This is a genomic window from Paenibacillus sp. GM2 (assembly GCF_900069005.2).
Lineage (GTDB): Bacteria > Bacillota > Bacilli > Paenibacillales > Paenibacillaceae > Fontibacillus.
Window position 1 is genome coordinate 241060 of the sequence record NZ_LN831278.1, and the last position, 22865, is coordinate 263924.

General features: G+C 48.7%; 20 protein-coding genes, 1 pseudogene and 1 riboswitch. Of the genes and pseudogenes, 13 read left to right on the forward strand and 8 right to left on the reverse strand.

All coding sequences use genetic code 11. The features are described from left to right. The first annotated feature begins 3 nt into the window (after nt 1–3). The gene (locus BN1360_RS07875) at nt 4–1521 is read left to right on the forward strand and encodes an ABC transporter substrate-binding protein (protein ID WP_068779328.1); all 1518 of its coding nucleotides are present in this window, start codon (nt 4–6) and stop codon (nt 1519–1521) included. A 256-nt stretch (nt 1522–1777) separates the two neighbouring features. Beyond that, nucleotides 1778–1898, forward strand: a riboswitch (glycine riboswitch). 173 nt (nt 1899–2071) lie between these two features. After that, nucleotides 2072–3463 carry an alanine/glycine:cation symporter family protein gene (locus BN1360_RS07880; RefSeq protein ID WP_068779329.1) on the forward strand — a complete coding sequence of 464 codons (1392 nt, stop codon included), beginning with the start codon at nt 2072–2074 and terminating at the stop codon, nt 3461–3463. 119 nt (nt 3464–3582) lie between these two features. Here the strand turns inward: BN1360_RS07880 and BN1360_RS07885 are convergent, their stop codons facing one another. Then, nucleotides 3583–4230, reverse strand: coding sequence for an FMN-dependent NADH-azoreductase (locus BN1360_RS07885; RefSeq protein ID WP_068779330.1), 648 nt, complete (start codon nt 4228–4230; stop codon nt 3583–3585). 299 nt (nt 4231–4529) lie between these two features. Between BN1360_RS07885 and BN1360_RS07890 the strand changes: the two genes are divergently transcribed. The 3 genes from BN1360_RS07890 to BN1360_RS07900 all read left to right on the forward strand — a co-directional run bounded on the left by BN1360_RS07890 (nt 4530) and on the right by BN1360_RS07900 (nt 6463). Then, the gene (locus tag BN1360_RS07890; RefSeq protein ID WP_068779331.1) at nt 4530–5378 is read left to right on the forward strand and encodes a sigma-70 family RNA polymerase sigma factor; all 849 of its coding nucleotides are present in this window, start codon (nt 4530–4532) and stop codon (nt 5376–5378) included. 167 nt (nt 5379–5545) lie between these two features. Then, nucleotides 5546–5764, forward strand: a complete 219-nt coding sequence (locus tag BN1360_RS07895) for a hypothetical protein (protein WP_068779332.1) — start codon at nt 5546–5548, stop codon at nt 5762–5764. A gap of 102 nt (nt 5765–5866) precedes the next feature. Beyond that, nucleotides 5867–6463 carry a DUF1349 domain-containing protein gene (locus BN1360_RS07900; RefSeq protein WP_229520914.1) on the forward strand — a complete coding sequence of 199 codons (597 nt, stop codon included), beginning with the start codon at nt 5867–5869 and terminating at the stop codon, nt 6461–6463. Between the two features lie 201 nt (nt 6464–6664). On the opposite strand, the gene BN1360_RS07905 is transcribed toward BN1360_RS07900, so the two are convergent. Genes BN1360_RS07905 through BN1360_RS07920 form a run of 4 tightly spaced genes read right to left on the reverse strand, consistent with a single transcriptional unit; the run spans nt 6665 to nt 11121 of the window. After that, nucleotides 6665–7528 (reverse strand): MBL fold metallo-hydrolase, encoded by an 864-nt coding sequence (locus BN1360_RS07905; protein WP_068779333.1) that lies wholly within the window; start codon nt 7526–7528, stop codon nt 6665–6667. Between the two features lie 33 nt (nt 7529–7561). Continuing rightward, nucleotides 7562–9199 carry a type 2 periplasmic-binding domain-containing protein gene (locus BN1360_RS07910; protein WP_068779334.1) on the reverse strand — a complete coding sequence of 546 codons (1638 nt, stop codon included), beginning with the start codon at nt 9197–9199 and terminating at the stop codon, nt 7562–7564. A gap of 57 nt (nt 9200–9256) precedes the next feature. Further along, entirely contained in the window at nt 9257–10159 is a 903-nt protein-coding gene (locus tag BN1360_RS07915) for a carbohydrate ABC transporter permease (RefSeq protein ID WP_068779335.1), read from the reverse strand. 14 nt (nt 10160–10173) lie between these two features. Then, on the reverse strand, nt 10174–11121 hold the full coding sequence (locus tag BN1360_RS07920; protein ID WP_068779336.1) for an ABC transporter permease: 948 nt from the start codon (nt 11119–11121) through the stop codon (nt 10174–10176). A 292-nt stretch (nt 11122–11413) separates the two neighbouring features. On the opposite strand from BN1360_RS07920, the gene BN1360_RS07925 reads away from it, so the two are divergent. Further along, a complete protein-coding gene (locus tag BN1360_RS07925) occupies nt 11414–13720 on the forward strand; it encodes a helix-turn-helix transcriptional regulator (protein WP_068779337.1) in 2307 nt (768 codons plus the stop codon). A gap of 159 nt (nt 13721–13879) precedes the next feature. Here the strand turns inward: BN1360_RS07925 and BN1360_RS07930 are convergent, their stop codons facing one another. Then, complete coding sequence (locus tag BN1360_RS07930) at nt 13880–14530, reverse strand: TetR/AcrR family transcriptional regulator (protein WP_068779338.1); 651 nt, start codon at nt 14528–14530, stop codon at nt 13880–13882. Nucleotides 14531–14801: 271 nt separating this feature from the next. On the opposite strand from BN1360_RS07930, the gene BN1360_RS07935 reads away from it, so the two are divergent. The 5 genes and pseudogenes from BN1360_RS07935 (at nt 14802) to BN1360_RS07960 (ending at nt 19102) form a co-directional block, all read left to right on the forward strand. Further along, nucleotides 14802–15002 carry a copper ion binding protein gene (locus tag BN1360_RS07935; protein WP_068779339.1) on the forward strand — a complete coding sequence of 67 codons (201 nt, stop codon included), beginning with the start codon at nt 14802–14804 and terminating at the stop codon, nt 15000–15002. A gap of 37 nt (nt 15003–15039) precedes the next feature. Beyond that, a complete protein-coding gene (locus BN1360_RS07940) occupies nt 15040–16746 on the forward strand; it encodes a heavy metal translocating P-type ATPase (RefSeq protein WP_476445253.1) in 1707 nt (568 codons plus the stop codon). Further along, nucleotides 16725–17756, forward strand: a pseudogene (locus BN1360_RS07945) (heavy metal translocating P-type ATPase); the annotation flags it as partial. The gene BN1360_RS07940 and the pseudogene BN1360_RS07945, both read left to right, overlap by 22 nt. Before the next feature lie 59 nt (nt 17757–17815). Then, complete coding sequence (locus BN1360_RS07950; RefSeq protein ID WP_068779340.1) at nt 17816–18019, forward strand: cation transporter; 204 nt, start codon at nt 17816–17818, stop codon at nt 18017–18019. A 567-nt stretch (nt 18020–18586) separates the two neighbouring features. Next, nucleotides 18587–19102 carry a ClbS/DfsB family four-helix bundle protein gene (locus BN1360_RS07960; protein WP_068779341.1) on the forward strand — a complete coding sequence of 172 codons (516 nt, stop codon included), beginning with the start codon at nt 18587–18589 and terminating at the stop codon, nt 19100–19102. A gap of 23 nt (nt 19103–19125) precedes the next feature. On the opposite strand, the gene BN1360_RS07965 is transcribed toward BN1360_RS07960, so the two are convergent. Together BN1360_RS07965 and BN1360_RS07970 are read right to left on the reverse strand one after the other, a co-directional pair. Beyond that, nucleotides 19126–19938: an ABC transporter permease gene (locus BN1360_RS07965; protein ID WP_068779342.1), complete on the reverse strand. Its 813-nt coding sequence runs from the start codon at nt 19936–19938 to the stop codon at nt 19126–19128. Beyond that, nucleotides 19935–20963, reverse strand: a complete 1029-nt coding sequence (locus BN1360_RS07970) for an ATP-binding cassette domain-containing protein (protein WP_068779343.1) — start codon at nt 20961–20963, stop codon at nt 19935–19937. Before BN1360_RS07970 ends, BN1360_RS07965 begins: the two co-directional genes overlap by 4 nt. 306 nt (nt 20964–21269) lie before the next feature. On the opposite strand from BN1360_RS07970, the gene BN1360_RS07975 reads away from it, so the two are divergent. Continuing rightward, nucleotides 21270–22316 (forward strand): NAD(P)/FAD-dependent oxidoreductase, encoded by a 1047-nt coding sequence (locus tag BN1360_RS07975; protein ID WP_068779344.1) that lies wholly within the window; start codon nt 21270–21272, stop codon nt 22314–22316. Nucleotides 22317–22565: 249 nt separating this feature from the next. Continuing rightward, the gene (locus BN1360_RS07980; protein WP_068779345.1) at nt 22566–22859 is read left to right on the forward strand and encodes a hypothetical protein; all 294 of its coding nucleotides are present in this window, start codon (nt 22566–22568) and stop codon (nt 22857–22859) included. Nucleotides 22860–22865: the final 6 nt, after the last annotated feature.

Below are 22865 nucleotides of genomic sequence, written 5' to 3' on the forward strand. Positions count from 1 at the left end.
AGGATGAGAGATAACACGCAAGCAAAAAGAACGTGGCCAGCTGTATTATCATTGGTCATCGCTGTATCCGTCATATTAGCTGGATGTGGTTCCAAGAAAGAAGCGGCGGAAGGCAGTCCATCAGACGACAGCAGCTCTGCGCCTTATGAAATAACGGTGGCCTTCTTCGGAAGTGAACAGAAGGATATGCTGGAAGTACAAGAAGCCATGAACAAGATTACGAAGGAAAAGATCCATGCAACCGTCAAACTGCTGCCGATTGCACTTGGCAACTGGCAGCAACAGATCAATCTAATGATGGCAGGAAATGAGAAGATGGATCTGATGTTTACGTCCTCGGGCTTCGGTTACAGCACCCTTGTAGCTAAGGGACAGTTGAATCCACTGAATGACCTGCTCGATAAATATGGTCAAGGCATCAAACAGGCGCTAGATCCTGCTTTTCTCACAGCCTCGCAAATCAATGGCGAGATTTACGCAGTAACGACTGTACGGGACTTGGCTTCAGATTACGGAATCCTGATGCGCAAGGATTTGTTGGACAAGTATCAGATCGAACCTGCCACAATTCAATCGCTGGATGATTTGGACGCTGTATTCCAAACGATCAAAGATAAGGAAGATAACCTGGTACCTTTGGTCGCAAAAAATCCTGGAACCGCGCCGTTTGATGCCGGTTATATTACTTATGATCCGCTGAGTGGAGGCGTTGGTGTGCTTCCGCATTATGACAATGACCTTGAAGTAGTTAACTTCTTTGAAACTAAAGAATACGCCGATGAGTTGAATGTACTTCGCCGTTGGTATCAACAGGGATTTATGCTGAAGGATGCAGGTACAGGCAAATACGATGGTCGGGAGATGGTCAAGGCAGGAAAGGCCTTCGCTTATTTCTCCAATCTTAAGCCAGGCACAGAAGTCGAGGCATCGAGAAAAAGTGGCAAGGAAATGATAGCTGTACGGTTAACCGACGCTTACTCGACGACGGACTCGATCACAGGGATGATGTGGTCAATTCCTAAAAACTCTCAAGATCCTGTAAGCTCTATGAAACTGTTAAATTTACTGTATACAGACAAAGAGCTGTACAATCTGTTCACTTGGGGGATTGAAGGGAAGCATTACGTGAAGGTTTCCGATCATGTCATCGATTATCCTCAAGGCATGGATATTCAGCACCTGGGTTATAACTTTGGCACGCCGTATATGTTCGGCAATCAATTCCTGTCCTATACCTGGAAGGAAGAAGATCCGGATATTTGGAGCAAGATGGATGAATTTAATAACAATGCGAAGAAATCCAAAGCGTTGGGCTTCAGCTTCGACGTTAGCAAGGTGAAGAACGAAATGGCTGCTGTAAACAACGTATTATCGGAATTCCGCGTAGGTCTGGAGACAGGAACCCTTGATCCGGCAGAAAATTTGCCGAAATTTATCGAAAAAATGAAGGCAGCGGGAAGTGATATCATTGTTAGCGAGAAGCAGAGACAGCTGGATGAATGGCTGAAAACCCGGAAATGAGTTCATACCGATATCATTTAGGCCAGTATAAGAAGATCGCTTCCTAAATGGGGGCATCTTCTTTAATTATGGGAATTAACGTCAATATTGCGAACCTCCTTGTCAAATCACTCAAGAGAATCTATAATGATTAGCGTCTAATTGCATACACACTGGATGAAGTTTACGGGAGATAAGCATCGGGCTTGGCCGAAGGGGCATTAAACTCTCAGGCGCTATAGGGATGGGAACACCCATCACAGGCAGGACCGTAAATGGACAGGACTCTGGAGAGACTCCGTTAAACGGAGCACCGAAGGGGCAATACGCGCGCAGGCAAGGTAATCCAATGAACCGCCGCGTTTAAAACTCTCAGGTAAAAGGACAGGGATTGCGGGATCGGTATCGGAATTTATATGTGGTATATAACTTCAACCAATATGTGCATACTTTCACACATTGCAGGTTGACGTACCGACAACCTGCAATGTGTCCCCAGGGTCAAATCTTCGGATTTGGCTCTTTTTTATGTCTACTCTTGGAGAATGCAACATCATGAGGGGGGAGATCCATGCAAGTATTAGAGCAGATTAATCAATGGGTGTGGGGAGCGCCCTTGCTCATCTTATTGGTCGGAACAGGGATATGGTTAACCTGTCGGCTTGGGCTGCTGCAGGTCATTCGGCTGCCGCTCGCTTTAAGGCTGGTATTCAAGGCCAAGAACGAAGGCGAAGGAGACGTGTCGAGTTTCGGCGCATTGGCGACGGCGCTGGCTGCAACGGTCGGCACAGGGAATATCGTCGGGGTGGCTACCGCCATCCAGGTCGGGGGTCCCGGAGCGTTGTTCTGGATGTGGATGGCCGCATTTTTCGGGATGGCGACGAAGTATGCCGAAGGCTTATTAGCTGTAAAGTACCGGACGATGGATGATAAGGGCCAGGTCTCTGGCGGACCGATGTATTATATTGAGCGGGGCCTGGGGAGCAAGTTCAAGCCGCTTGCTGTATTTTTTGCTATAAGTGGGGTGCTGGTTGCACTCTTCGGCATCGGGACGTTCCCGCAGGTGAATGCGATCGTATCGTCAACGCAGTCGAGCTGGGGTGTTCCGGCCATCGTGACAGCGGCGATTATGACGGTGTTAACCGCTTTGGTTACCCTTGGCGGGATTAAGAGCATATCCAAGGTCTCCACGAAGGTTGTACCTTTGATGGCTATTCTTTATATTGTTGCTGCGCTCGTTGTATTGTTTACGTTTGCAGATCAAATCCCGCATGCGGTGGCGCTGGTCTTCGAAAGTGCATTCCAGCCAGCAGCGGCAGGCGGAGGTTTCCTCGGGGCCACGGTGATGATGGCGATTCGTAACGGTGTGGCGCGCGGAGTATTCTCCAATGAATCGGGCCTCGGAAGCGCACCGATTGCGGCGGCGGCGGCCAAGACCAAGTGGCCGGCGGAGCAAGGGCTAGTATCGATGACAGGGACCTTCTTTGATACGATTATTATTTGCAGCCTGACGGGATTAACCTTGATTGTTACAGGGGTATGGCAAGGCGCAGAGCGGGGAGCGATGGTTACTCAGGCCGCCTTTGACGCGGCGATTCCTTATGGTTCGGTTATTCTTACGTTATGCCTGATTTTGTTTGCATTCACGACCATCCTCGGCTGGAATTATTACGGCGAGCGCTGTATTACCTACTTGTTTGGCGTGAAGTCGATTTTGCCTTACCGCGTTGTGTTTATTCTTTTGATTGCTTTTGGCGCATTTATCAAGCTGGAGGCGATCTGGCTGCTAGCTGATATTGTGAACGGGCTGATGGCGCTGCCGAATTTGATTGCTCTATTAGGCTTATCCGGGGTTGTGGTGGCAGAAACCCGCCGCTATTTGCAGCATATGAAGGAACAGAAGCGTTCAGCGCGTACAGCCCCAAAGGCGGCTATGCAGTCGGTCTTGGGGGAGGATGAATAAGGCCGTGGAAGCATCGCGTCTGATGTGAATTATTGAGCACTTCTATTAGGAGAAGTGGGCCAATAAAGGATAGGGGAAGCTGTTTTTACAGCTCCCCCTATTTTTATGAATTTCTTGATCTAGAAGTTTTCCGCTATTTGGTGCGCTTGTTGGATTGCTTTTTCTTTTAACTGCGACGCTTGTTTAGGTTGCTCAGCTGTCCCTTCCACAAAGATGCTTTGAAAATCAGTTAGTCCCACAAAATCCATAATCACTTTCAGGTGGCGGTGCCCCATTTCAAAGCCTTCGTTGCTCGTGTCGGATCCGGGTGACAATACGCTTCCGCTGGCTTGAATGTGAACGGCCTTTTTATCGCCAAGCAAACCGGTCCTGCTCCCATCCGGATGATACTTGAATGTCTTGCCCGTGATACAGATAGTGTCAAGATAGGCCTTCATTACCGGGGGATAGGAGTAATTCCATATAGGATTGACAAAAATATACTTATCGGCAGTTGCAAATTGATCGGCAAGCTCATTGATACGTCCGATTTTCGTTTGCTCCGCAAGCGTTAATTGTTCGAAAGATATACCACCTTTAACCTTGTCCCACCCATTCAAAATATCAGCGTCCAGTTGCGGAATATTCATTCTATACAAATCGAGATGCACCACCTCATCCTGGGGGTGGGTTAAACGGTAAGCTTGTATAAATTCTTTTCCTACTGTCAGGGAATAGGATTGCGTATCGTCGCGCGGGTGAGCTGTTATATAAAGTACTGTTTCCATAATAAAGTAAAACCTCCCTATTTTGATAAGTGATGACTGCCTATTTATTCCGGGGTAAAACGTCTACTATTTGGCGAGTTGGGTTTCTCATTCTGGACTGCATAGAAAACACTCCTTTTTTTGCTGGAAGCCTTTAATTCGGCCTTTCACTATAATGACGCGTTGAATGGAGAGGGTGTGACCAACACGGATTTTTGAAATTTGTCACGTTCGCTGAACTTCATTCGTCAATATATTAAGAATCAATTTTAATGATAAATTGGTTTTAGAAGACATTGAGATGAAGGGAATTCAGTCGTATGGAAGAGCAATTCGAATCGTACCGAGAACATCTGCAGGCCATGGCCTACCGCATGCTCGGTTCATTGACAGAAGCGGAGGATGCCGTACAGGAAACGTGGTTGCGTCTTCATCGTTCCGATCGAAGCGAGATTGAGAATTTAGGAGGATGGCTGACTACAGTCACATCGCGGATTTGTCTTGACATGCTGCGTTCAAGAAAAGCCAGGCGTGAGCAATTTATGGAGGAGTCTTTGCCTGAAACCTTGGCTGACTCTGAAGATCGATACAATCCTGAACAAGAAGCACTGATGGCTGAATTAGTCGGACTTGCCCTACTTGTTGTGTTAGATAAACTAAATCCATCAGAACGGGTGGCTTTTGTGCTGCATGATGTCTTTACCATGCCATTCAGCGATATTGCACCCATTGTCGGAAAATCCGAACTCGCCACTAGAAAGCTTGCGAGCCGGGCGCGTCAAAAGGCGAGGGGAAATGAGCACAATTCTCAAGCTGATTTGGATCGGCAGCGCAAACTCGTTGACGCTTTTCTAGCTGCGGCATACGCGGGAGATTTCAATTCGCTAGTAGCGATGCTAGATCCGGATGTGGTTCTTCGAGATGATCGTGAGACAGGCGTCCGAACCGAAACGCGGGGAGCGTTTGAATTAGCCAACAAGGTAGCAGGGCGTGCCAAAGCTGCCCAGGTAGCCCTTGTGAATGGGAGCATTGGGGCGATTGCAGCCCCAGGCGGGAAGTTACTTTATGTGATTCAGTTTACAATAAAAGATGGGAAAATCGCCGAGGTAGACTTGATTTCCAACTCAACACACCTTGAGCAGCTTGATTTAAAGATTTTGGGGGAATAAACGACCATCTACTCCACAAAGGTGGATTTCGAATAATGTCGATAACTAAAGTCATTCTATAAGTTATAAGTTGTGATAAATGTCATCGGAAAAAATAGCTTAAATTTTGAATAATAGGAGGTGATAGTCTAATGAGAAAAGTCACATAGGAAGGGAGCGTCAGATCATTGATACTTCATCGCGGAGCAGCAGATCAAGACTATATCATTGAGCAGGTAGTTCAATTATTTCAATGCAGAGTGTTGTGGAGTGAAGGTCGCCCATGCCTGGAATATAGCAGTTTAGAGGAGTTGGACAAGGTCTCCGAGTACGTCAAAGCCAAATTCGATATGGATATGTTTGATGTGTTCTTTACAGCGGTTGAGAGTCTTCCTCTGGACGACTGATTATAAATCGAGAATGGAGAGCAAGACGAGGCTAGTTCCTACCACTTCCATGGAAGCATCTGTTAGCCAGCTTAAATATAAGCTATAATGGGAGCAAACTTCATGTTGGGAGAGATGGCCTTGCATATTTTTAATCATTGGTTGAACGAATCTCCGTTTGAAATGAATGGTGACTTGCTGCAAATCTCGGCTCCAGGGACGACCGATTATTTCATCAATCCTGAGAGTGGCGATGTTAAGAACAATGCGCCTTTCTTATATGCCAATGTGCGAGGGGATTTCGTGCTTCGCGCCAAAGTAAGACATGACTTTATATCTACCTTCGACGGAGCTGCTTTATTTATTATGGATAGTGAGCGCGAGGATCGTTGGGCCAAGCTATGTTACGAATATACGGATCTCAATACATATGCGGTAGTTAGTGTCGTTACCGATGGAGTATCTGACGATGCCAACGGCCAGAACCTGACCGATAAGAGCGTCTGGCTGCAAATCGGCCGGAAGGGCGATGCCTTCTCTATGCACTACTCTGTGGACGGCTCTCATTATCAAATGGTCAGAGTGTTCAGCTTGAAAGCCTCGAACACACTCAAAGTTGGACTGGTCTCTCAATCGCCAACTGGTGAGGGTCTGTTAAGTGACTTTTCGGATATTCATCTTGAGCAGGTAACGATGGAGAGCATTAGAGCGGGAAAATAGTGTATACCCGGAAGATCGAAAAAGCCTGCAGATTTGCAGGCTTTTTGCTAATTATGGCTCTTTTAAGATAAAAGGATACAGATTTACAGGTTTCTCTAATTCATTATGCTGCTGTCGCCGCTATGAGGGCGTTCATATAACAGTTGCGCCGTTGATCTGATATGTTTTAGCGGGTTCATGGGTTCATTGCCGACCCATCGGCTATTTGGCAATCTCCATCCCGTCCCAGGCCACCGTAATTTCACACGGGAAATCCTGCTTGGCGAACCACTCCGTCAGCTCGGCATGCGTGGAGGTGTAGTGATTAATATGGGTCAGGTAAATGCGGGTGCCGGTATGAATCGTTCCTTGCTCCAGCAATTTGCGGAACAGCTCCATACAGCTGAATGCGTCTAGATGCCCGTCCGGATGGAGCCCGCGCCCTTCGGTCAGGCCAAAGGTGCATTCGCTGATCAGCACCTCAAGCGCGGCGCCTTCCAACGCCTTGAACGTATCCGGTAAATACCAGCCTGAATCGAGACCGTAATAGTATTTCTTCCCATCGGCCATTTGCAGCAGGTAGTTGGCACAGTTCTCGCCCATGTTGCCGATATGGTTGCCGCGGAGCGGTGTTACGGTCATGTTGGCGATCTCTGACGGCTTATTGAATTCGAGCTTATGGAAAGCGATAATGCCGCGGTTCTCCAGTTCCGCCGTCATCCCTTTGATGATCGGACGGCTCTGTCGGTAGAAATCGACGATCTCATAGGCTTTATCGGTGAAGTAGTAGTGCAGCGGTTCATCCTGGCGTTCGATGGCCATATTGCGCACATTCATCATCATATAATTCAAATGGTCTTCATGGGTATGTGTGATTAGCACATGCTTAAGTTTGGTAAAGTCCCCGTATTCGATCGCTTGCTGAAAGGAATCCGCGCTCAGATCGATGCATACCTGCTCATCAAGCCGGAACATCGAGCGGCGCCGGACCTCTAAGCCGCCCGTTCGCCGGGCATTGTCGCATACCGGACAGGAGCAGAACGGATTCGGAATTCCTTCAGCCGCGCTCGTACCGTAAAATTTCATGCTGCATTTCCCCTTCCCGTCTTTGAAGGATACTTACTGCTGATTCCAGCGGTCATAGGCCGCCTGGTAAATCGCAAGATAGTTATCCAGGTGCATTTTATTAAGTGTACTTACATAATTATCCCACTCATCAAGCGATTTGGCACCAGTAATAAATTTGACAACCTGTTCCTCGGTATATGCCTCGATATCTGTGGCGTAGGTGCTCAATTGGATATTCTCGTCCTCGGAGAAATTCGGAATCATCAGCTTTTCATCGGGCACGAGATAAGGACGGACAACATCCTTATTAGCGATCATCTCGGGAAGTACAGCCGCGCTCTGATCGACCTTTTGGGTAACCCGCTGCGGTATTTGTCCGCCCTGGAAGATCGTGTAATCGGAGAGCGCTTCATCTACAGTAAGTCCATTAGGGTTATTGGCGTATTCATCCTTCAATTTATAGAAGCCGTCGCTGTCGATCGTGTAGGTGACATCTTTAATTCCCAGGCGGGCCATGGCGGTCCCTTCTTCACTGAGGAAATAGTCTCCCCAGCGCAGCGTAGCTTCCGGATTCGGATTCTTGCTGGTGATGACAAAGGAGCCGATATCCCGTACTTTGGGGCTGACGCTTGTCCAATAGACATCGCCGTCGATCGCTCTCATGACCGGATTCTGCACATAATCGCTGCGATTTTTGCCCATCCATAGATTGTTGTTGCCTTTGGCCACGTAGCCGATCCGTTCCTCATCCACTTTGGCTACCACCTGGTTCATATCCTGTGAGAAAATCTCCTTATCGATCAAGCCTTCTGCCCAGAACTTGCTGAAGTAGGCCAGCATCTCCTTGAATTTCTCATCCGTAGCGATATAACGGATCTTGCCGTTATCATCTACATCCATATAGGGGGCGATAATTCCCGAATTGCCGCCGAAGCCCCAGTTCCCGTAGAACGATTTAAAGAATTCATTCCCGTTATTAGCCTTCTCCTTGTATCCGGAGAGCGGGAGTTCATCCGCCTTGTTATTTCCGTTGGGATCTTGCTCCTTGAATGCTTTCATGACCTGATAGAACTCATCCATTGTTGTCGGCATGTCCAGTCCGAGCTTGTCCAGCCACTTCTTATTGATCCATGACGAACCAATACGCCCGTCGGCTTCGCTGATATTGGGCAGGGAGTAGATATGGCCATCCGCCGAGGTGATCGACTTGCGAATCCCTTCGTCCGCTGCCATCAGCGCGGATAAGTTAGGCGCATAGCCGGCTTCGATCAGATCGTCCAACGGGATAATTTGACCCGCGGCCGCATACGAAGTGATGAGCTGTGGTGTCAGACCGGCTCGCATGACGAAGTCCGGCAGATCATTGGAAGCGAACAGAAGGTTTCGGCGCTCTTCAAAAGCGTTCTGTGGCACACTATCCCAGTCGATAATGACATTGGATTTGGACGCGTAGTCTTTTAATCCCGTATGCTGGTTCCAATCTGTAACAAGCTCGTATTTGGCGACAAGCCCCTGAAGATGAACCGGCTTATCGGCAATAGGCAGACCGGTCTTTGTAATATTGGCCGCGGTTTCTTCATCTTTGGCGGCAACGTCCGCATTCCCTTTGCCCGTCGTCCCACAGGCAGTTAAGGTGAGGAGTGACGCGATTTGCACAAGCGCGATCAGCAAGACAAGTCTCTTTTTCATTATCGTAAGCAACTCCTTTTATATGGTGAACTAGTGAAATTTGTTCTTTCGGTATCGTCATCCCTTAAGGGCCCCGATCATCATCCCTTTTACGAAATACTTCTGAAGGAACGGGTAGAGCATAAGGATGGGCACGCTCGATACGATAATTACTGCATATTTAACGCCTTCCGCGACGAGGAATTTGCTCGTGTCCATCTCGATGGAATCCATCATGACATTATCCGATTGGTTCATCACAAGAATCTCGCGGAGGAATAGCTGTAGCGGATACAAGGTCCGGTCTTTGAGATATATCATCGCCTCGAAGTAAGAGTTCCAATGATATACGGCATAAAATAGGACCAGCACGGCCATAATCGGTGCGCTAAGCGGCAGCACAATGGAGAAGAAGGCGCGTATATTGCTGCAGCCGTCGATATAAGCCGATTCATAGATCTGCTCGTCTATGGTCGTCTCCAGAAAGGTCCTTGCCACAATCATGTTGTAAACATTGATGGCCGTCGGCAGGATCAAGGCCCACATTGAATTATACAGGCCGAGATCGCGGACGAGCAGGTACATAGGGACGATCCCTCCGCTAAAGAACATCGTGATTGTAAAGAACACCATGCAGGACCTGCGCCAAGGAAAATTCCGTCGTGACAATGGATAAGCCCCCATCATCGTGAGCGCGATATTAACGGCGGTGCCGATGACGGTATACAGAATCGTATTGCGGTATCCGATCCAGATTTCGTGATTCAAGAACACCCGCTGGTAGGCTTCCAGATTGAACCCTTTCGGAATCAGCCCGATTTTGCCGGAAATGACCAGCTTGGGATCGCTGAATGAGGCGCTGACTACATAAATGAGCGGGTAGAGGATAGCCAGTACCAGGATCCCAATCAGTATATAAGTAATGGTTAAAAATACACGATCTCCCTGAGACTCCCGAATGCGCTGTGAAGCTGCTTCCATGGTCTTCCCTCCCTTTAGAACAGACTGCTGCTGCTGTAGCGTTTGGCGATCTTGTTGGCGGCCAGCAGCAGTACGATGTTAATGACGTTATTGAAGAGCCCCACGGCCGTTGAGAATCCGTAATCCATATTGATCAGACCCGTTTTGTAAGCATAAGTAGATATGACCTCGGACGCCTCAATATTGAGGCTATTCTGCATGAGAAGAATGCGCTCATAGCTGAGAGTCATCATTTTCCCCATCTGTAGAATAAATTGAATAACAATGGTCGGCATAATACATGGAAGATTCACATGGATAATTCTTTTGAATCGACTGGCCCCGTCGATCTGCGCTGATTCATGCAGCTGGGGGTCCACTCCCGATAATGCGGCAATAAAGATAATCGAGTTCCACCCGCTATTCCGCCATATATCCGAGCCGACATAGACTCCGGAGAATGTATCGGGAGAAGTTAAAAAGGGAATCGGAGCGATTCCAAGCATCTCCAGAACATGGTTAATATAGCCGTTCTCTCCGGCAAGGAATAAATGGATGATCCCGACGAAGACAACCGTAGAAATGAAGTATGGAGCATAAGTGATCGTCTGAAATGTCTTCTTCAATCTTTCCCGTCGAATCTCATTAAACATCAGCGCAAGGATGATGGGGATCGGGAAACTGATGAAGGTTTTAAGCAAATTAATGACCAGTGTATTTTTTAAAATGCGGACGAATTGGAATGATCCAAACAGCCGCTCGAAATTATCCGTTCCGATCCAGGGGCTTGAGGTGATCCCAAGAGCCGGATTGAAGCGTTTGAATGCCAGTTGTACGCCGTACATCGGACCATAACAGAAAATAAGAAAGTAAAGGATGACAGGGATAATGAAGATGAGATAATCCCAATTATTCCGTATGCCCAGTTTCTTTCTGGCGGATTTATGGACCGAAGCAGGCGCTGATTTAGCCCTTACAGGCATAAGATAAGCCTCCCTCTCCTTAGCAGTTCATAGGTTGTATTGTGGATCAGAACCGAGTCCGGCCGGAATCGCGTTTCTATGGCCTTGATATTAAAGAATCCGCCGGGATGCAGCAATCACCGATATTTGGCTTTTGACGGCAAAGATTGATATTAAGTCTGAATTCGAACCCGGCAATTTTCGCAGTGAATCGTCTATTTTTGCTATTTGGCTTAGATCAATTGATAACCCAAGTCAAAATTCGTATACTCGATATAATCTTTTGTGCATATTTCATCATTGGGAAGTGAGTATGTTGCGGAAAGCCCTGCAATCGAAGCTATACCGAAATTTTCTCGGCAGGTATTTGCTGATTCTGGCAGTGTCAGGTCTATTGCTGTTAATTACCAATATTATTTCTCTCTCAAATACCTATCATCGTCTGACGGAGAATACCCATCGATTCATGGCACACATGACGGAGCTGTTGGATACCCGGATCCTTGATCTGCAGAAGTTGACCTTATCCGTCTCACATGACACCAGGCTGCTTCCTTATCAATTGCATGAGCAGATCAATTACCCATATTTGATCGCAGATGAGTTTGATAAGTTGAAAGCGCCTTCTTCAGAGCTTGATTCGATCGGACTGTTTTATCGGAACACGCCGTATAGCTCATTGGAGGATGTCATCTTTACGGATACAGGGATGTATACGGCGGAGAGCTATGTCCAGCTCATCTGCCGGAGCAAAATCAAACCGGAGAGCTTGCGTTCGCTGATGGAGGAGTTAAAGACGCCGATGCTGCTGTCCTCATTAAACAATGAGTCTAACCAAGGGGGCAGGGATCACGTATTGCTGCTGCTCGTTCCGTTGGACAGTACGCCTTATTCCAATGGAATCATGATCTATAAATTGAATTATGCAGCTATGATAGACAGCTTCGAGCGGACGATCGACCCGGAGAGCAGCCTGATTATTTTTGATCGCTACGGTACGCCGTTTTTCTATCTGGACGGAAATCCTGATTTGGATTGGAGAGAATTAGCGCTTGCTGTCCAGAATTCGGAGCAGAGGTTCCGCGGGTATCTTCTCTTGCAGGAAATCTCTGAGAAGCAGCAATTCCACGTGGTAAATGCTACCCTGCGCAATGCTTATTTCCATGAATATTATGTTGCGCTTACCGTCTCGCTTGGGATTGTTCTGCTGTCACTGGGACTTGGGCTGGTGCTTAGCTTCCGCTCGGCCCGCAAGAGCTATGAGCCGATTCAGGAGCTGTCCAGCCGTCTTCCCTCGCTAACGAAGAAATCCACCGCTCATGAAGAAGATGAGCTCGCCCAGCTCACGCGTTATATCGAGCAAATGAGGGATGAGAGTATCAATATGTCCCATATGATGCATAATCAGGAGATATTAACGCGAAATCAGCTGCTGCTCGCCGTGTTAATGGGTAAATTAAATGTAGATAACACGACGCAGGCTAATCGCAGCGTACTCGATAAGTTGCTTGGCAGCCGGGAATGGGGCAATGTGCTGGTAATTATGTTCGATGACTACAACGCGAAGGTGGGAAAAGAGCCGCTGAGCGAACAGTGGCTGCTGAAATACGCAGTATGCAATGTGTTTGAGAACTTATCCGGAGAGCACGGGATTAACTATGCGCTGGATCTGGCGATCGATAACGGAATTGTGGGCATCGTATCATGGAATAATGAGTTTGCCGATCAATGGGAGGAGCGGAGTCGGGCATTCGCAGCCCAGGTTCTGAAATTTATGGACAGGCACTTTAAGCTTTCCTTATCCTGTACGATCGGCGAACCTCAATCGGCGACGGAACTGCACCAATCCTATAGTTCAGCGACATCATTGGCGGAGTATCGCATTTTTGCGGGCAAGCAATCGATCATCACTCAATCGGAGGTCTTGCAGCAGCAGAAAATAGAAGGGCATATGGCCGGCGATAAACGCCAGATTACCGATATGGCGGAGGAATTGCATAATGCGGTATGCTCGAAGGATTCGGAGAGATTACAGCGATTGATGCAGGAATTGAAGGAGAGGTTCACTTGGCTGGAGGATGCTGCGACCTTTCGCCTAACCTTTCTGCAAATGATATTTACTTTGAATCAAATCGTGAACAATATCTCACTCTCTCACCGCGAAGCGATTAAGTTTAAACTGGAGACGCTGGCTGGCCAGCTGTCCGAGACGGTCGGAGAAGCCTGCGCCAATCTGCTTGATGTATCCCGCAGCATCCAGGACAGCCTTGGAGAGGATTCAAATGAGGATCGTCTGTATTCTTCAATGCTGAGCTATGTGGCGCAAAACTATGCGGACTATAATTTGAGTCTTTCGACGGTGGCGGAGCAGCTATCCTTGACGCCCTCTTACGTCACACGTTATTTCAAGAATAAAAACGGGCTTCCCCTTATGCAATATGTATCCAGAATTCGTATTGAGAAGGCCAAGGAGCTGCTTGAGACGACCAACTTCTCCATTAGAGAAATTGTCGAGCAGGTTGGATTTGTGGATGAGAACAATTTCTCGCGGGCCTTCCGTAAACGGGAGGGAGTTTCTCCCACTCAATACCGCTCTGTCCGGAAGAGTCTTACGAGCTGATGTTTCCTCTCATGCATAAAATAGAGGCCTGCTAATGGAGCTTCATTAGCAGGCCTCTTCTCATAGGGTACGGTGCTTCATTTTAAACATAGGTAACGATTTAAAAACGACTCATGTGGCTCATGCGATTCATGTGACTCGTTAAGCACATAACCAAGCTTAGCCCTTGAGATAGCTAAGCAGGATATCCTTCAGGATCAGCAGCTGCTCCTTCGGGTCCAGATCAGGCTCAACGGTGAGAATGTTTTTCTGCAGGGACAGCTTTCTTGCGAAATTCCCGAAGGTGTTAACGACCGTCGTCAGCACTTTCTCTACCGGAATGTCATTCCTTATGGAGCCATCCTCAATCCCTTGCTGAATAATGGTCGAGAAGACGTCGGATATTTGCCGATAGATCTTATTGAAGATATCGATATCTTCGATGGGTTCCTTGTAGTAGGCCGCATAGCTCTCGAAATTTTCCAGCAGCTTTACATTAGAGCTATCGTCGCTATCGAGCAGGGTTATGAAATCATCAAAGAGCAGGCTAATCTTCTTATAACACGATGCCTGCGTTTGGGCGATCGCTTGGAAGGTATGCAGTACGGTCTCCAGGTTTCTTGTCGCCACGGCGACAACAAGCTTCTCCTTCTTCGGGAAGAAGCGGAATACGGTAGCCACGCCAACGCAAGCTCGATCCGCGATGTTCTGCATCGTCGTCTGATCAATGCCTCTTTCTTTGAACACTTCTTCGGCCGCTTCGATGACGAGCTGAATCCGATTCTGTTTCCCTCGCTGTAATTCATTTTTGTGCCTCGTTTTCGGGTCCATACGGAAGCCTCCAAAATCGTCGTTATCGTATTATTATAGCGTTCCTCCGATGGGTGGACAATGATGGATGACTATAACAAGTTTAAGCATCGGGAAAATTTATTTGGGGTAGGTGGAGAATAAGTATTGACCAAATATAGGGTAGGGGGGTATACTATATATGTGATCGGGGCGCTTTATGATTTATGCTATACGGTTAAGGAATTAAGGAAAGACAATAATAACGCCATAAGTGAATGGCGAACTTTAAACAAACCAGGAGGTAATCGAAATGGAAAATGTACTGCTTAACGTGAAGGGAATGTCTTGCAACCATTGCGTCAATTCGGTGGAGGGCGCTCTGAAAGAGATCGGGGCAAAAGGGACGGTTGATCTGGAGAAGGGAACAGTCGCTGTAGAATTTGACGAGAGCAAGCTCTCTCTTGACCATATCAAGGAAGCTATCGAGGATCAAGGCTACGACGTTGAGTAACCTCTAAATAGTATCCTATTTTAGGCGGGTGATAGAAATGGAAGGAACGAAGCAGACATCCCTTCAGATCACGGGGATGACTTGTGCGGCCTGTGCGAATCGGATTGAGAGAGGTCTGAATAAGCTTGAAGGCGTGTCGGAAGCGAATGTGAACTTCGCAATTGAGCGGGCGACAGTTACCTATGATCCAAGTGTCGTCGATGTAGCCAAGATGGAGCAGAGCATCCAGAAGCTTGGTTATGACACCATCAAGGAGAAGGTAGAGCTCGAATTAAGCGGTATGACTTGCGCAGCCTGTGCCACAAGAATTGAGAAGACACTGAATAAGATACCCGGTGTGAGTCAAGCGACCGTTAACTTTGCAATGGAGAGCGCTCATGTGGAGTATAATCCAGCTGAAGTAAGCGTTTCTGATATGCAGCAAAGGGTAGAAAAGATAGGCTACAAAGCCTCCCTCAAGCAGGAGCAGGCGGATCCGTCCGAGCATCGTAAGCAAGAGATAACCCGTCAGAAGCGCAAGCTGCTCGTGTCGGCAATCCTCTCCTTACCGCTATTGTGGTCGATGGTAGGCCATTTCTCCTTTACATCGTGGATATGGGTCCCGGATCTTTTTATGGATCCCTGGTTCCAACTTATTCTGGCTACGCCAGTTCAGTTCTATATCGGCAGACAGTTCTACATCGGAGCGTATAAAGCGCTTCGCAATGGCAGTGCCAACATGGATGTTCTGATCTCACTGGGTACGTCAGCAGCTTATTTCTACAGTTTGTATCTAACGATCGCGTGGGCTGTGAACGGTGCCGATGTTCATCATGGGCCTTCGATGTATTATGAGACCAGCGCTGTGCTAATTACGCTGGTAGTGATGGGTAAGTTGTTCGAAGCTTTGGCCAAGGGACGTTCATCGGAAGCGATCAAGTCGTTGATGGGCTTGCAGGCGAAGACCGCTCTAGTCGTCCGTGACGGTCAGGAGTTAAGCATTCCGATTGAAGAAGTAATTACGGGGGATGTTGTGCTCGTCCGCCCTGGCGATAAAGTTCCGGTTGACGGCGTAGTGCTGGAAGGCATGTCGTCGGTGGATGAATCGATGCTGACAGGTGAGAGCATTCCCGTGGAGAAGCAGGCCGGTGATACGGTTATCGGCGCAACTATGAACAAGAATGGCATGCTCAGAATTAGTGCGACCAAGGTCGGCAAGGAGACAGCGCTCGCGCAAATTATTAAGGTCGTGGAAGAGGCTCAAGGTTCGAAGGCACCGATTCAGCGTGTAGCTGATGTGATCTCCGGTATTTTCGTCCCGATTGTCGTGGGGATTGCGCTGGTTACTTTTCTCGTCTGGTATTTCCTTGTCTCCCCGGGAGACTTTGCCGGTTCCTTGGAAAAAGCGATCACCGTGCTCGTCATTGCCTGTCCTTGTGCGCTGGGTCTGGCTACTCCAACTTCGATAATGGCGGGGTCCGGCCGCGCGGCTGGATTTTGCATCCTTTTCAAAGGCGGCGAGCATCTGGAGCAGACGCATAGGATCGATGCCATTATCCTGGATAAGACGGGCACAGTGACCAAAGGCAAACCCGAACTAACCGATGTGCTGACAGAACGGAATGAAGCTGAATTCCTCAGGCTGGTGGGTGCTGCAGAGAAAAATTCAGAGCATCCGCTCGCTGAAGCGATCGTGGAAGGCGTCAAGGCGAAACATATAGAGCTGCCGGGTACGGATTCNGTCTGGCTACTCCAACTTCGATAATGGCGGGGTCCGGCCGCGCGGCTGAATTTGGCATCCTGTTCAAAGGCGGCGAGCATCTGGAGCAGACGCATAGGATCGATGCCATTATCCTGGATAAGACGGGCACAGTGACCAAAGGCAAACCCGAACTAACCGATGTGCTGACAGAACGGAATGAAGCTGAATTCCTCAGGCTGGTGGGTGCTGCAGAGAAAAATTCAGAGCATCCGCTCGCTGAAGCGATCGTGGAAGGCGTCAAGGCGAAACATATAGAGCTGCCGGGTACGGATTCCTTCGAGGCTATCCCTGGATTCGGCATCAGGGCTGTGGTCGAAGGCAGCGATATGCTGATTGGTACGCGGCGTTTGATGGATAAATTTAATGTAGACGCGACGGAGGCTTATGCCTCAATGTCAAAGCTGGAGGAATCGGGCAAGACGGCGATGCTGGTCGCGATTAATCATGAATATGCGGGAATGGTGGCTGTTGCCGATACGATTAAGGACAGCTCGGCGGCAGCGGTAAGCCGCTTGAAGGAAATGGGTCTCCAGGTCATCATGATCACCGGTGACAATGAACGCACAGCCAGAGCGATTGCGGACCAAGTCGGTATCGATCACGTTCGCGCCGAGGTTTTGCCGGAAGGCAAAGCGGAGGAAGTGAAGAAGCTGCAAGCCGAAGGCAAGAAGGTGGCTATGGTCGGCGACGGCATCAATGATGCTCCGGCACTGGCAACCGCAGATATCGGCATGGCGATCGGCACCGGGACAGACGTAGCAATGGAAGCGGCGGATGTAACCTTGATGCGCGGTGACCTGTCCAGCATTCCGGATGCAATCTTTATGAGCCGGAAGACGATGCGCAACATTAAGCAGAACCTGTTCTGGGCGCTGGGTTATAACACGCTTGGTATTCCGATCGCGGCATTAGGATTCCTGGCTCCTTGGGTAGCCGGGGCAGCCATGGCATTAAGCTCGGTATCCGTTGTTCTGAACGCCCTTCGTCTGCAGCGTGTGAAGGTGCGCGGATAACTTTTAAGCATAATGGGCAGCAGTGAGAAGCTGAGTTTCGGTGGGGAGGAGGTGAAAATATGCAAGAGACCACGGTAAAAGTAGAGGGCATGAACTGCGGCAAATGCGCCAAGAAGGTCGAGGGAGCGCTTGAAACCATCGGCGCCGAAGGACAAGTAAATCTTGAAGAGCATACGGTAAATGTAAAATATGACCCAGCCAAGCTGGGGATTTCAGATATTAAAGACAGCATTGAGGCAAAGGGATATCATGTCGTGCTGTAAGCCGATGATATTCGTTTGAAGCCTGATCTAACTTCTATAGAGAACCCCTGCAGGTTGGTATCTTTACGATACTTTGCTTGCAGGGGTTCTCTATGCTGGATAATAAATTTTTATGATCCTTTGGGAGGCGCACCCGTCCGCCTAGAACAACTACCACAAGGCATGCTCGTGTTTTCCATCCCACAATTCCGGATGATCACGGAGCCAGCGCGAAGTCGCCTGGCCATTCTCCGCCCCGAGCTGGGCAGTTGGAAGTGGCCTGCCACAAAAATAATATTCGAGTTCCTTTGGCATCCTTTCCTGGATTAGGATCGCAGCCTGCTTCGGGTGATCAAGGAAGTGATTGAACAAATTCTCAAGAATAGTGCTGCGATCTAATCTTACTCATATAAAAAAGCCTGGAATGGCCCGTGAGGGCCTGATTCCAGGCTTTTGCCGCAACTTTAGGGAATAGCTGCTAAAGAGATGGTAACAGTTGCGATATCGCTTTTATAATCATAATAAGACAGACAGTTGTCACTTGCGATATGGTATAACTACATCAATACAACAAAGGAGACGTTAGCTATGGCAAGTTATGAGTATGCATCCAAACAGGAGCTCATCGATACGATTCATTCCCGCTACATACAGCTTGATGCTGAATTTGATGTAATCGAGAACAGCCAGAAGGATAGGCGAGTTCCTGAAGTGGACAAGACTCCTGCGGAGATCATCGCGTACCAGCTGGGCTGGCTATCCCTCGTTATGAGCTGGGACAAGGACGAACGAGAAGGCCGGGAAGTTCGGATGCCCGCGCCGGGCTACAAATGGAATCAGCTTGGCGGGCTGTATCAGTCTTTTTATGATGAGTACTCCTCTAAGCCCCTGCCAGAGCTCAGATCCTTATTCCGCGAGAAGGAACAGCAATGGTTGGAATGGATCGAGACTCTGACGGATCAGGAGCTATTCATGCAAGGTGCACGTAAATGGACGGGAGACAAAGAGAACTGGCCGATGGTCCGTTGGATTCATATTAACTCGGCGGCTCCGTTCCAGAATTTCCGCTCTAAAATTAGAAAATGGAAGAAGTACACGACATAAAGCGACTTGGACAAATCAATACATTAGGTCCGACGCATATAAGCGCGCACGGTTAACGGCGCAAAGATCAGAACGATCACGGCAGCGCCGATCAGGGAAATCCCCAGGTCCCAGCCAACCGTACCGGAATTGGCCAGATCGCGTACGGCGGTCACCAGATGCGAGATCGGATTGAACTTCACAAACCACTGCAGCCAGCCTGGCATTGTCTCTACCGGTACAAAGGCGTTGGAGAGGAAGGTGAGCGGGAACAATATGATCATCGAGATCCCCTGTACGCTTGAGGCGGTGCGAGCGATAACGCCAAAGAAAGCAAAGATCCAGCTGATCGCCCAGGAGGAAGCAATGACGATAATCGCGGCCAGGGCGACATGCTCCAGACCCCCGTCTGGACGGTAGCCCATAATATAGCCCATTACAAAGGTCAGTACGGTCGCGATAGTATAACGGATCGTATCAGCAAGCAGCGCTCCTGCGAGCGGAGCGATCCGTGCGATCGGCAGGGATTTGAAGCGGTCGAACACGCCTTTGTCCATATCCTCTCGCAACTGAACGCCGGTTACGACCGAGGTCGTAATGACGGTCTGGACGAGAATGCCGGGGATAATGACCGGTAAATAGCTGGCTACATCGCCGGAGATCGCCCCGCCAAAAATATATGTGAACATTAATGTGAATAAGATGGGCTGCAACGTAACGTCGAATAATTGCTCAGGCGTACGGCGGATTTTGAGCAGTCCGCGGTAGGCCATCGTAAGTGAATTGCGCAGCGATTGCATGAGGCTGGTGTTGTTTTTTAATTTGCGTTCAGATACTGCTTGAATGGAAGTTCTCATACTATCGTTCCCTCCATGGTTTTGGATTCATAGGCTGGCGCGGGGGCTTCTTCCACCGCATCAGTTGCCCGCTGGCCGGTGATCGTCAGGAATACCTCGTCAAGAGTCGGCTTCTGTACGCTCATCTCGGATAGAGTAATTCCTTCGCTGCGGAGTGCGATCAGCAGATCGGTGACGAGATCAGCATTTGCCATCGGCGCCGTGATCTCGCCGGCCTCGGAAGATATGCTCGACGGTACCTTCAGCACCTGCTCAATCATGCGGCGAGTCTTCTCAATGTCCTGTACATGCTGCACCCGCATATGCAGGGAGGAAGTACCAACGGACATCTTCAGTTCATCGGCAGTGCCTTCGGCGATGACTCGGCCGTAATCGATGACGGCGATCCGGTCAGCCAGTTGATCGGCCTCTTCCAGATACTGCGTCGTCAGCAGTACGGTGGATCCCGTATCCACTAACCGGCGAATCGTATCCCACATCTGGGAACGCGTACGCGGGTCGAGCCCGGTTGTCGGTTCATCGAGGAAGATGAGCGGAGGTTGAGCGATCAGGCTGGCAGCCAGGTCCAATCTGCGTCGCATGCCGCCGGAGAAATTTTTGAGCGGACGTTTGGCCGCCTCGGATAAGCCAAATTCCTCAAGCAGTTCCACCGCCTTGCTCTTTGCTTCTTTGCGCGAGAGACCAAGCAAGCGCGAGAAGATGATCAAGTTCTCGGTAGCGCTGAGCGATTCGTCGACGGAAGCGTATTGTCCTGTTACACCGATCAACTGTCGTACAATCTGCGATTCCTTGACCACGTCATGCCCGAAGATCTTCGCTGTCCCGGCATCCGGACGCAGCAGCGTGGCCAGCATACGAATCGTCGTTGTCTTGCCGGCTCCGTTAGGTCCAAGCACACCATAGATTGAGCCTGCGCGTACATTTAAATCCACACCATCCACCGCACGGTTATCCCCAAATACTTTGACCAGACCGCTTGCCTCCACGGCCCAGTTGCTATTAGATTCTTTGTGTTTATGTGCCAATTTAATTTCCTCCAATCCACAACATATAAAATTTAGTTCAAATAAGTGTGCTTCCCGATACCAAGAGCCTAACTCTTTAAACGCTTGATTGTGATCTCGTAATCGGATCATATCATCGCTTTTTAAACAGAATGTAAACAAATGAAAAGCAAAATATAGATAAAGCAGTCTTCCTTTTTATCCATTGACAATGATAATCATTTTCAATAATAATAGATTTGAATATAAAAAATGGTAATGCCATAAGCGGATCTGGGGCTGATTGAATCTCCCGGCCATTCGAATATAGAGGAGGAAGGAATCAGGATGGGGAACCCATTGGAGTTGTATGATGTTACGATCATTGGCGGCGGGCCGGCGGGCATGTATGCTGCTTTCTACAGCGGCATGCGCGATATGAAGACGAAGCTGATTGACGCGAATCAGGAATTGGGTGGAAGGCTGCTGTTGTATCCCGAGAAAATGATCTGGGATGTCGGAGGAGTCACTCCAACTTTATGCGGAACGCTAATTAAGCAGTTGGCTCAGCAGGCGCAAACCTTTGACCCTACGATAATCCTCGGTGAACAGGTAAGCGAGTGTGAGCGTCAGGAGGATGGTACCTTCCTCTTAAGGACGGCCTCGGGCCAGGTTCATTGGACACGTACAGTCATCATGGCTATCGGCTATGGTATTCGTAAAATGGCCAAGCTGGAGATCAAGGGAGCGGATCGGTTTGAGGTAACTAACCTGCATTACACGGTACAGGAGCTGGATGCATTTCGAGACAAGCATGTCGTGATCTCGGGCGGAGGAGATTCCGCGGTGGATTGGGCTAACGAGCTTCAGCCAGTCGCTGCATCTGTAACGATCGTGCACCGGAGGAATGAATTCGGTGGGCATGAACGAAATGTGACCCGTATGAGGGAATCAACGGTAAATGTCCGCACTCCCTATGTAGTAGATAAGCTGCACAGTCAGGACGGGAATCTTATTAATCAGGTAAGCATTACCCATGTGGAGAGCGGTGAATCTGAAATTATTAATGTGGATGACGTGATCGTAAATCATGGAATGAGGAGCGATTTTGGGCCTGTCCGCGATTGGGGCTTGAATATCGGAGAATGGACGGTGAATGTCAATACCCGCATGGAGACGACTATACCGGGCATCTTTGCCGCCGGAGATTTCGTTGACTATGAGAACAAGGTCAGACTTATCGCCGGGGCTTTTACGGATGCCGTCCTGGCTGTAAATCATGCCAAGCTGTTCATAGATCCGGCTGCGGAAAAGGTAGCCTATGTATCATCGCACAACAGCCGCTTCAAAGAGAAAAATCGTGCGCTTGGCGCCATGGAAGAAGATCGGCATTGATATACGATTCTTGACTCGGGGGCTTGGCGTTTCGAACGCCGGGCTCCTTTTTTAGCTTCTGCAAAGGGTGTGATTTCTGTCATATGACAAAAATGATGACAATAATCACTATTTTGTCGAATCGCAGTATATTACTATGGAATATATAACGAAATTATTGGTTACGTTCGCTATTTGCCATTACAGTGTAGACGAGCGGAGTTAAGCAGTGGATTGTTTAATATTTTAGAGGAGGCGAGTACCTGGGATATGATCATGTTGATAACCATGGTAACTGATACTGTTATGTTGGCGAATGTCAAAGGAAATCTTGCCAGCCAAGTATTCGAACTTAAGGAACCTCCGAGTCACTATGCGAAACCGATTGTTCTAACTCTGAAGTTTGATCCGGCGAAGATTGAACCGGGGAAGCAGGCTGCTGTTCATTACTTCGATGAGACAAATCAAGTATGGAACAAGCTTGGAGGACAAGTCAATGGCGGCCTGATTACAGTCCGGATCGAACAAATGGGCAAATTTGCTGTGCTGGCCGTACAGTATTAAATGCAA

Excerpts from the sequence above, each read along its gene's own strand:
- BN1360_RS07885 (WP_068779330.1), bottom strand. The coding sequence starts at position 4,230 with ATGGAAACAGTACTTTATATAACAGCTCACCCGCGCGACGATACGCAA.
- BN1360_RS07960 (WP_068779341.1), top strand. The coding sequence starts at position 18,587 with ATGGCAAGTTATGAGTATGCATCCAAACAGGAGCTCATCGATACGATT.
- BN1360_RS07980 (WP_068779345.1), top strand. The coding sequence starts at position 22,566 with ATGATCATGTTGATAACCATGGTAACTGATACTGTTATGTTGGCGAAT.
- BN1360_RS07910 (WP_068779334.1), bottom strand. The coding sequence starts at position 9,199 with ATGAAAAAGAGACTTGTCTTGCTGATCGCGCTTGTGCAAATCGCGTCA.
- BN1360_RS07925 (WP_068779337.1), top strand. The coding sequence starts at position 11,414 with ATGTTGCGGAAAGCCCTGCAATCGAAGCTATACCGAAATTTTCTCGGC.
- BN1360_RS07975 (WP_068779344.1), top strand. The coding sequence starts at position 21,270 with ATGGGGAACCCATTGGAGTTGTATGATGTTACGATCATTGGCGGCGGG.
- BN1360_RS07920 (WP_068779336.1), bottom strand. The coding sequence starts at position 11,121 with ATGCCTGTAAGGGCTAAATCAGCGCCTGCTTCGGTCCATAAATCCGCC.
- BN1360_RS07935 (WP_068779339.1), top strand. The coding sequence starts at position 14,802 with ATGGAAAATGTACTGCTTAACGTGAAGGGAATGTCTTGCAACCATTGC.
- BN1360_RS07875 (WP_068779328.1), top strand. The coding sequence starts at position 4 with ATGAGAGATAACACGCAAGCAAAAAGAACGTGGCCAGCTGTATTATCA.
- BN1360_RS07915 (WP_068779335.1), bottom strand. The coding sequence starts at position 10,159 with ATGGAAGCAGCTTCACAGCGCATTCGGGAGTCTCAGGGAGATCGTGTA.
- BN1360_RS07890 (WP_068779331.1), top strand. The coding sequence starts at position 4,530 with ATGGAAGAGCAATTCGAATCGTACCGAGAACATCTGCAGGCCATGGCC.
- BN1360_RS07900 (WP_229520914.1), top strand. The coding sequence starts at position 5,867 with ATGTTGGGAGAGATGGCCTTGCATATTTTTAATCATTGGTTGAACGAA.
- BN1360_RS07965 (WP_068779342.1), bottom strand. The coding sequence starts at position 19,938 with ATGAGAACTTCCATTCAAGCAGTATCTGAACGCAAATTAAAAAACAAC.
- BN1360_RS07950 (WP_068779340.1), top strand. The coding sequence starts at position 17,816 with ATGCAAGAGACCACGGTAAAAGTAGAGGGCATGAACTGCGGCAAATGC.
- BN1360_RS07905 (WP_068779333.1), bottom strand. The coding sequence starts at position 7,528 with ATGAAATTTTACGGTACGAGCGCGGCTGAAGGAATTCCGAATCCGTTC.
- BN1360_RS07930 (WP_068779338.1), bottom strand. The coding sequence starts at position 14,530 with ATGGACCCGAAAACGAGGCACAAAAATGAATTACAGCGAGGGAAACAG.
- BN1360_RS07880 (WP_068779329.1), top strand. The coding sequence starts at position 2,072 with ATGCAAGTATTAGAGCAGATTAATCAATGGGTGTGGGGAGCGCCCTTG.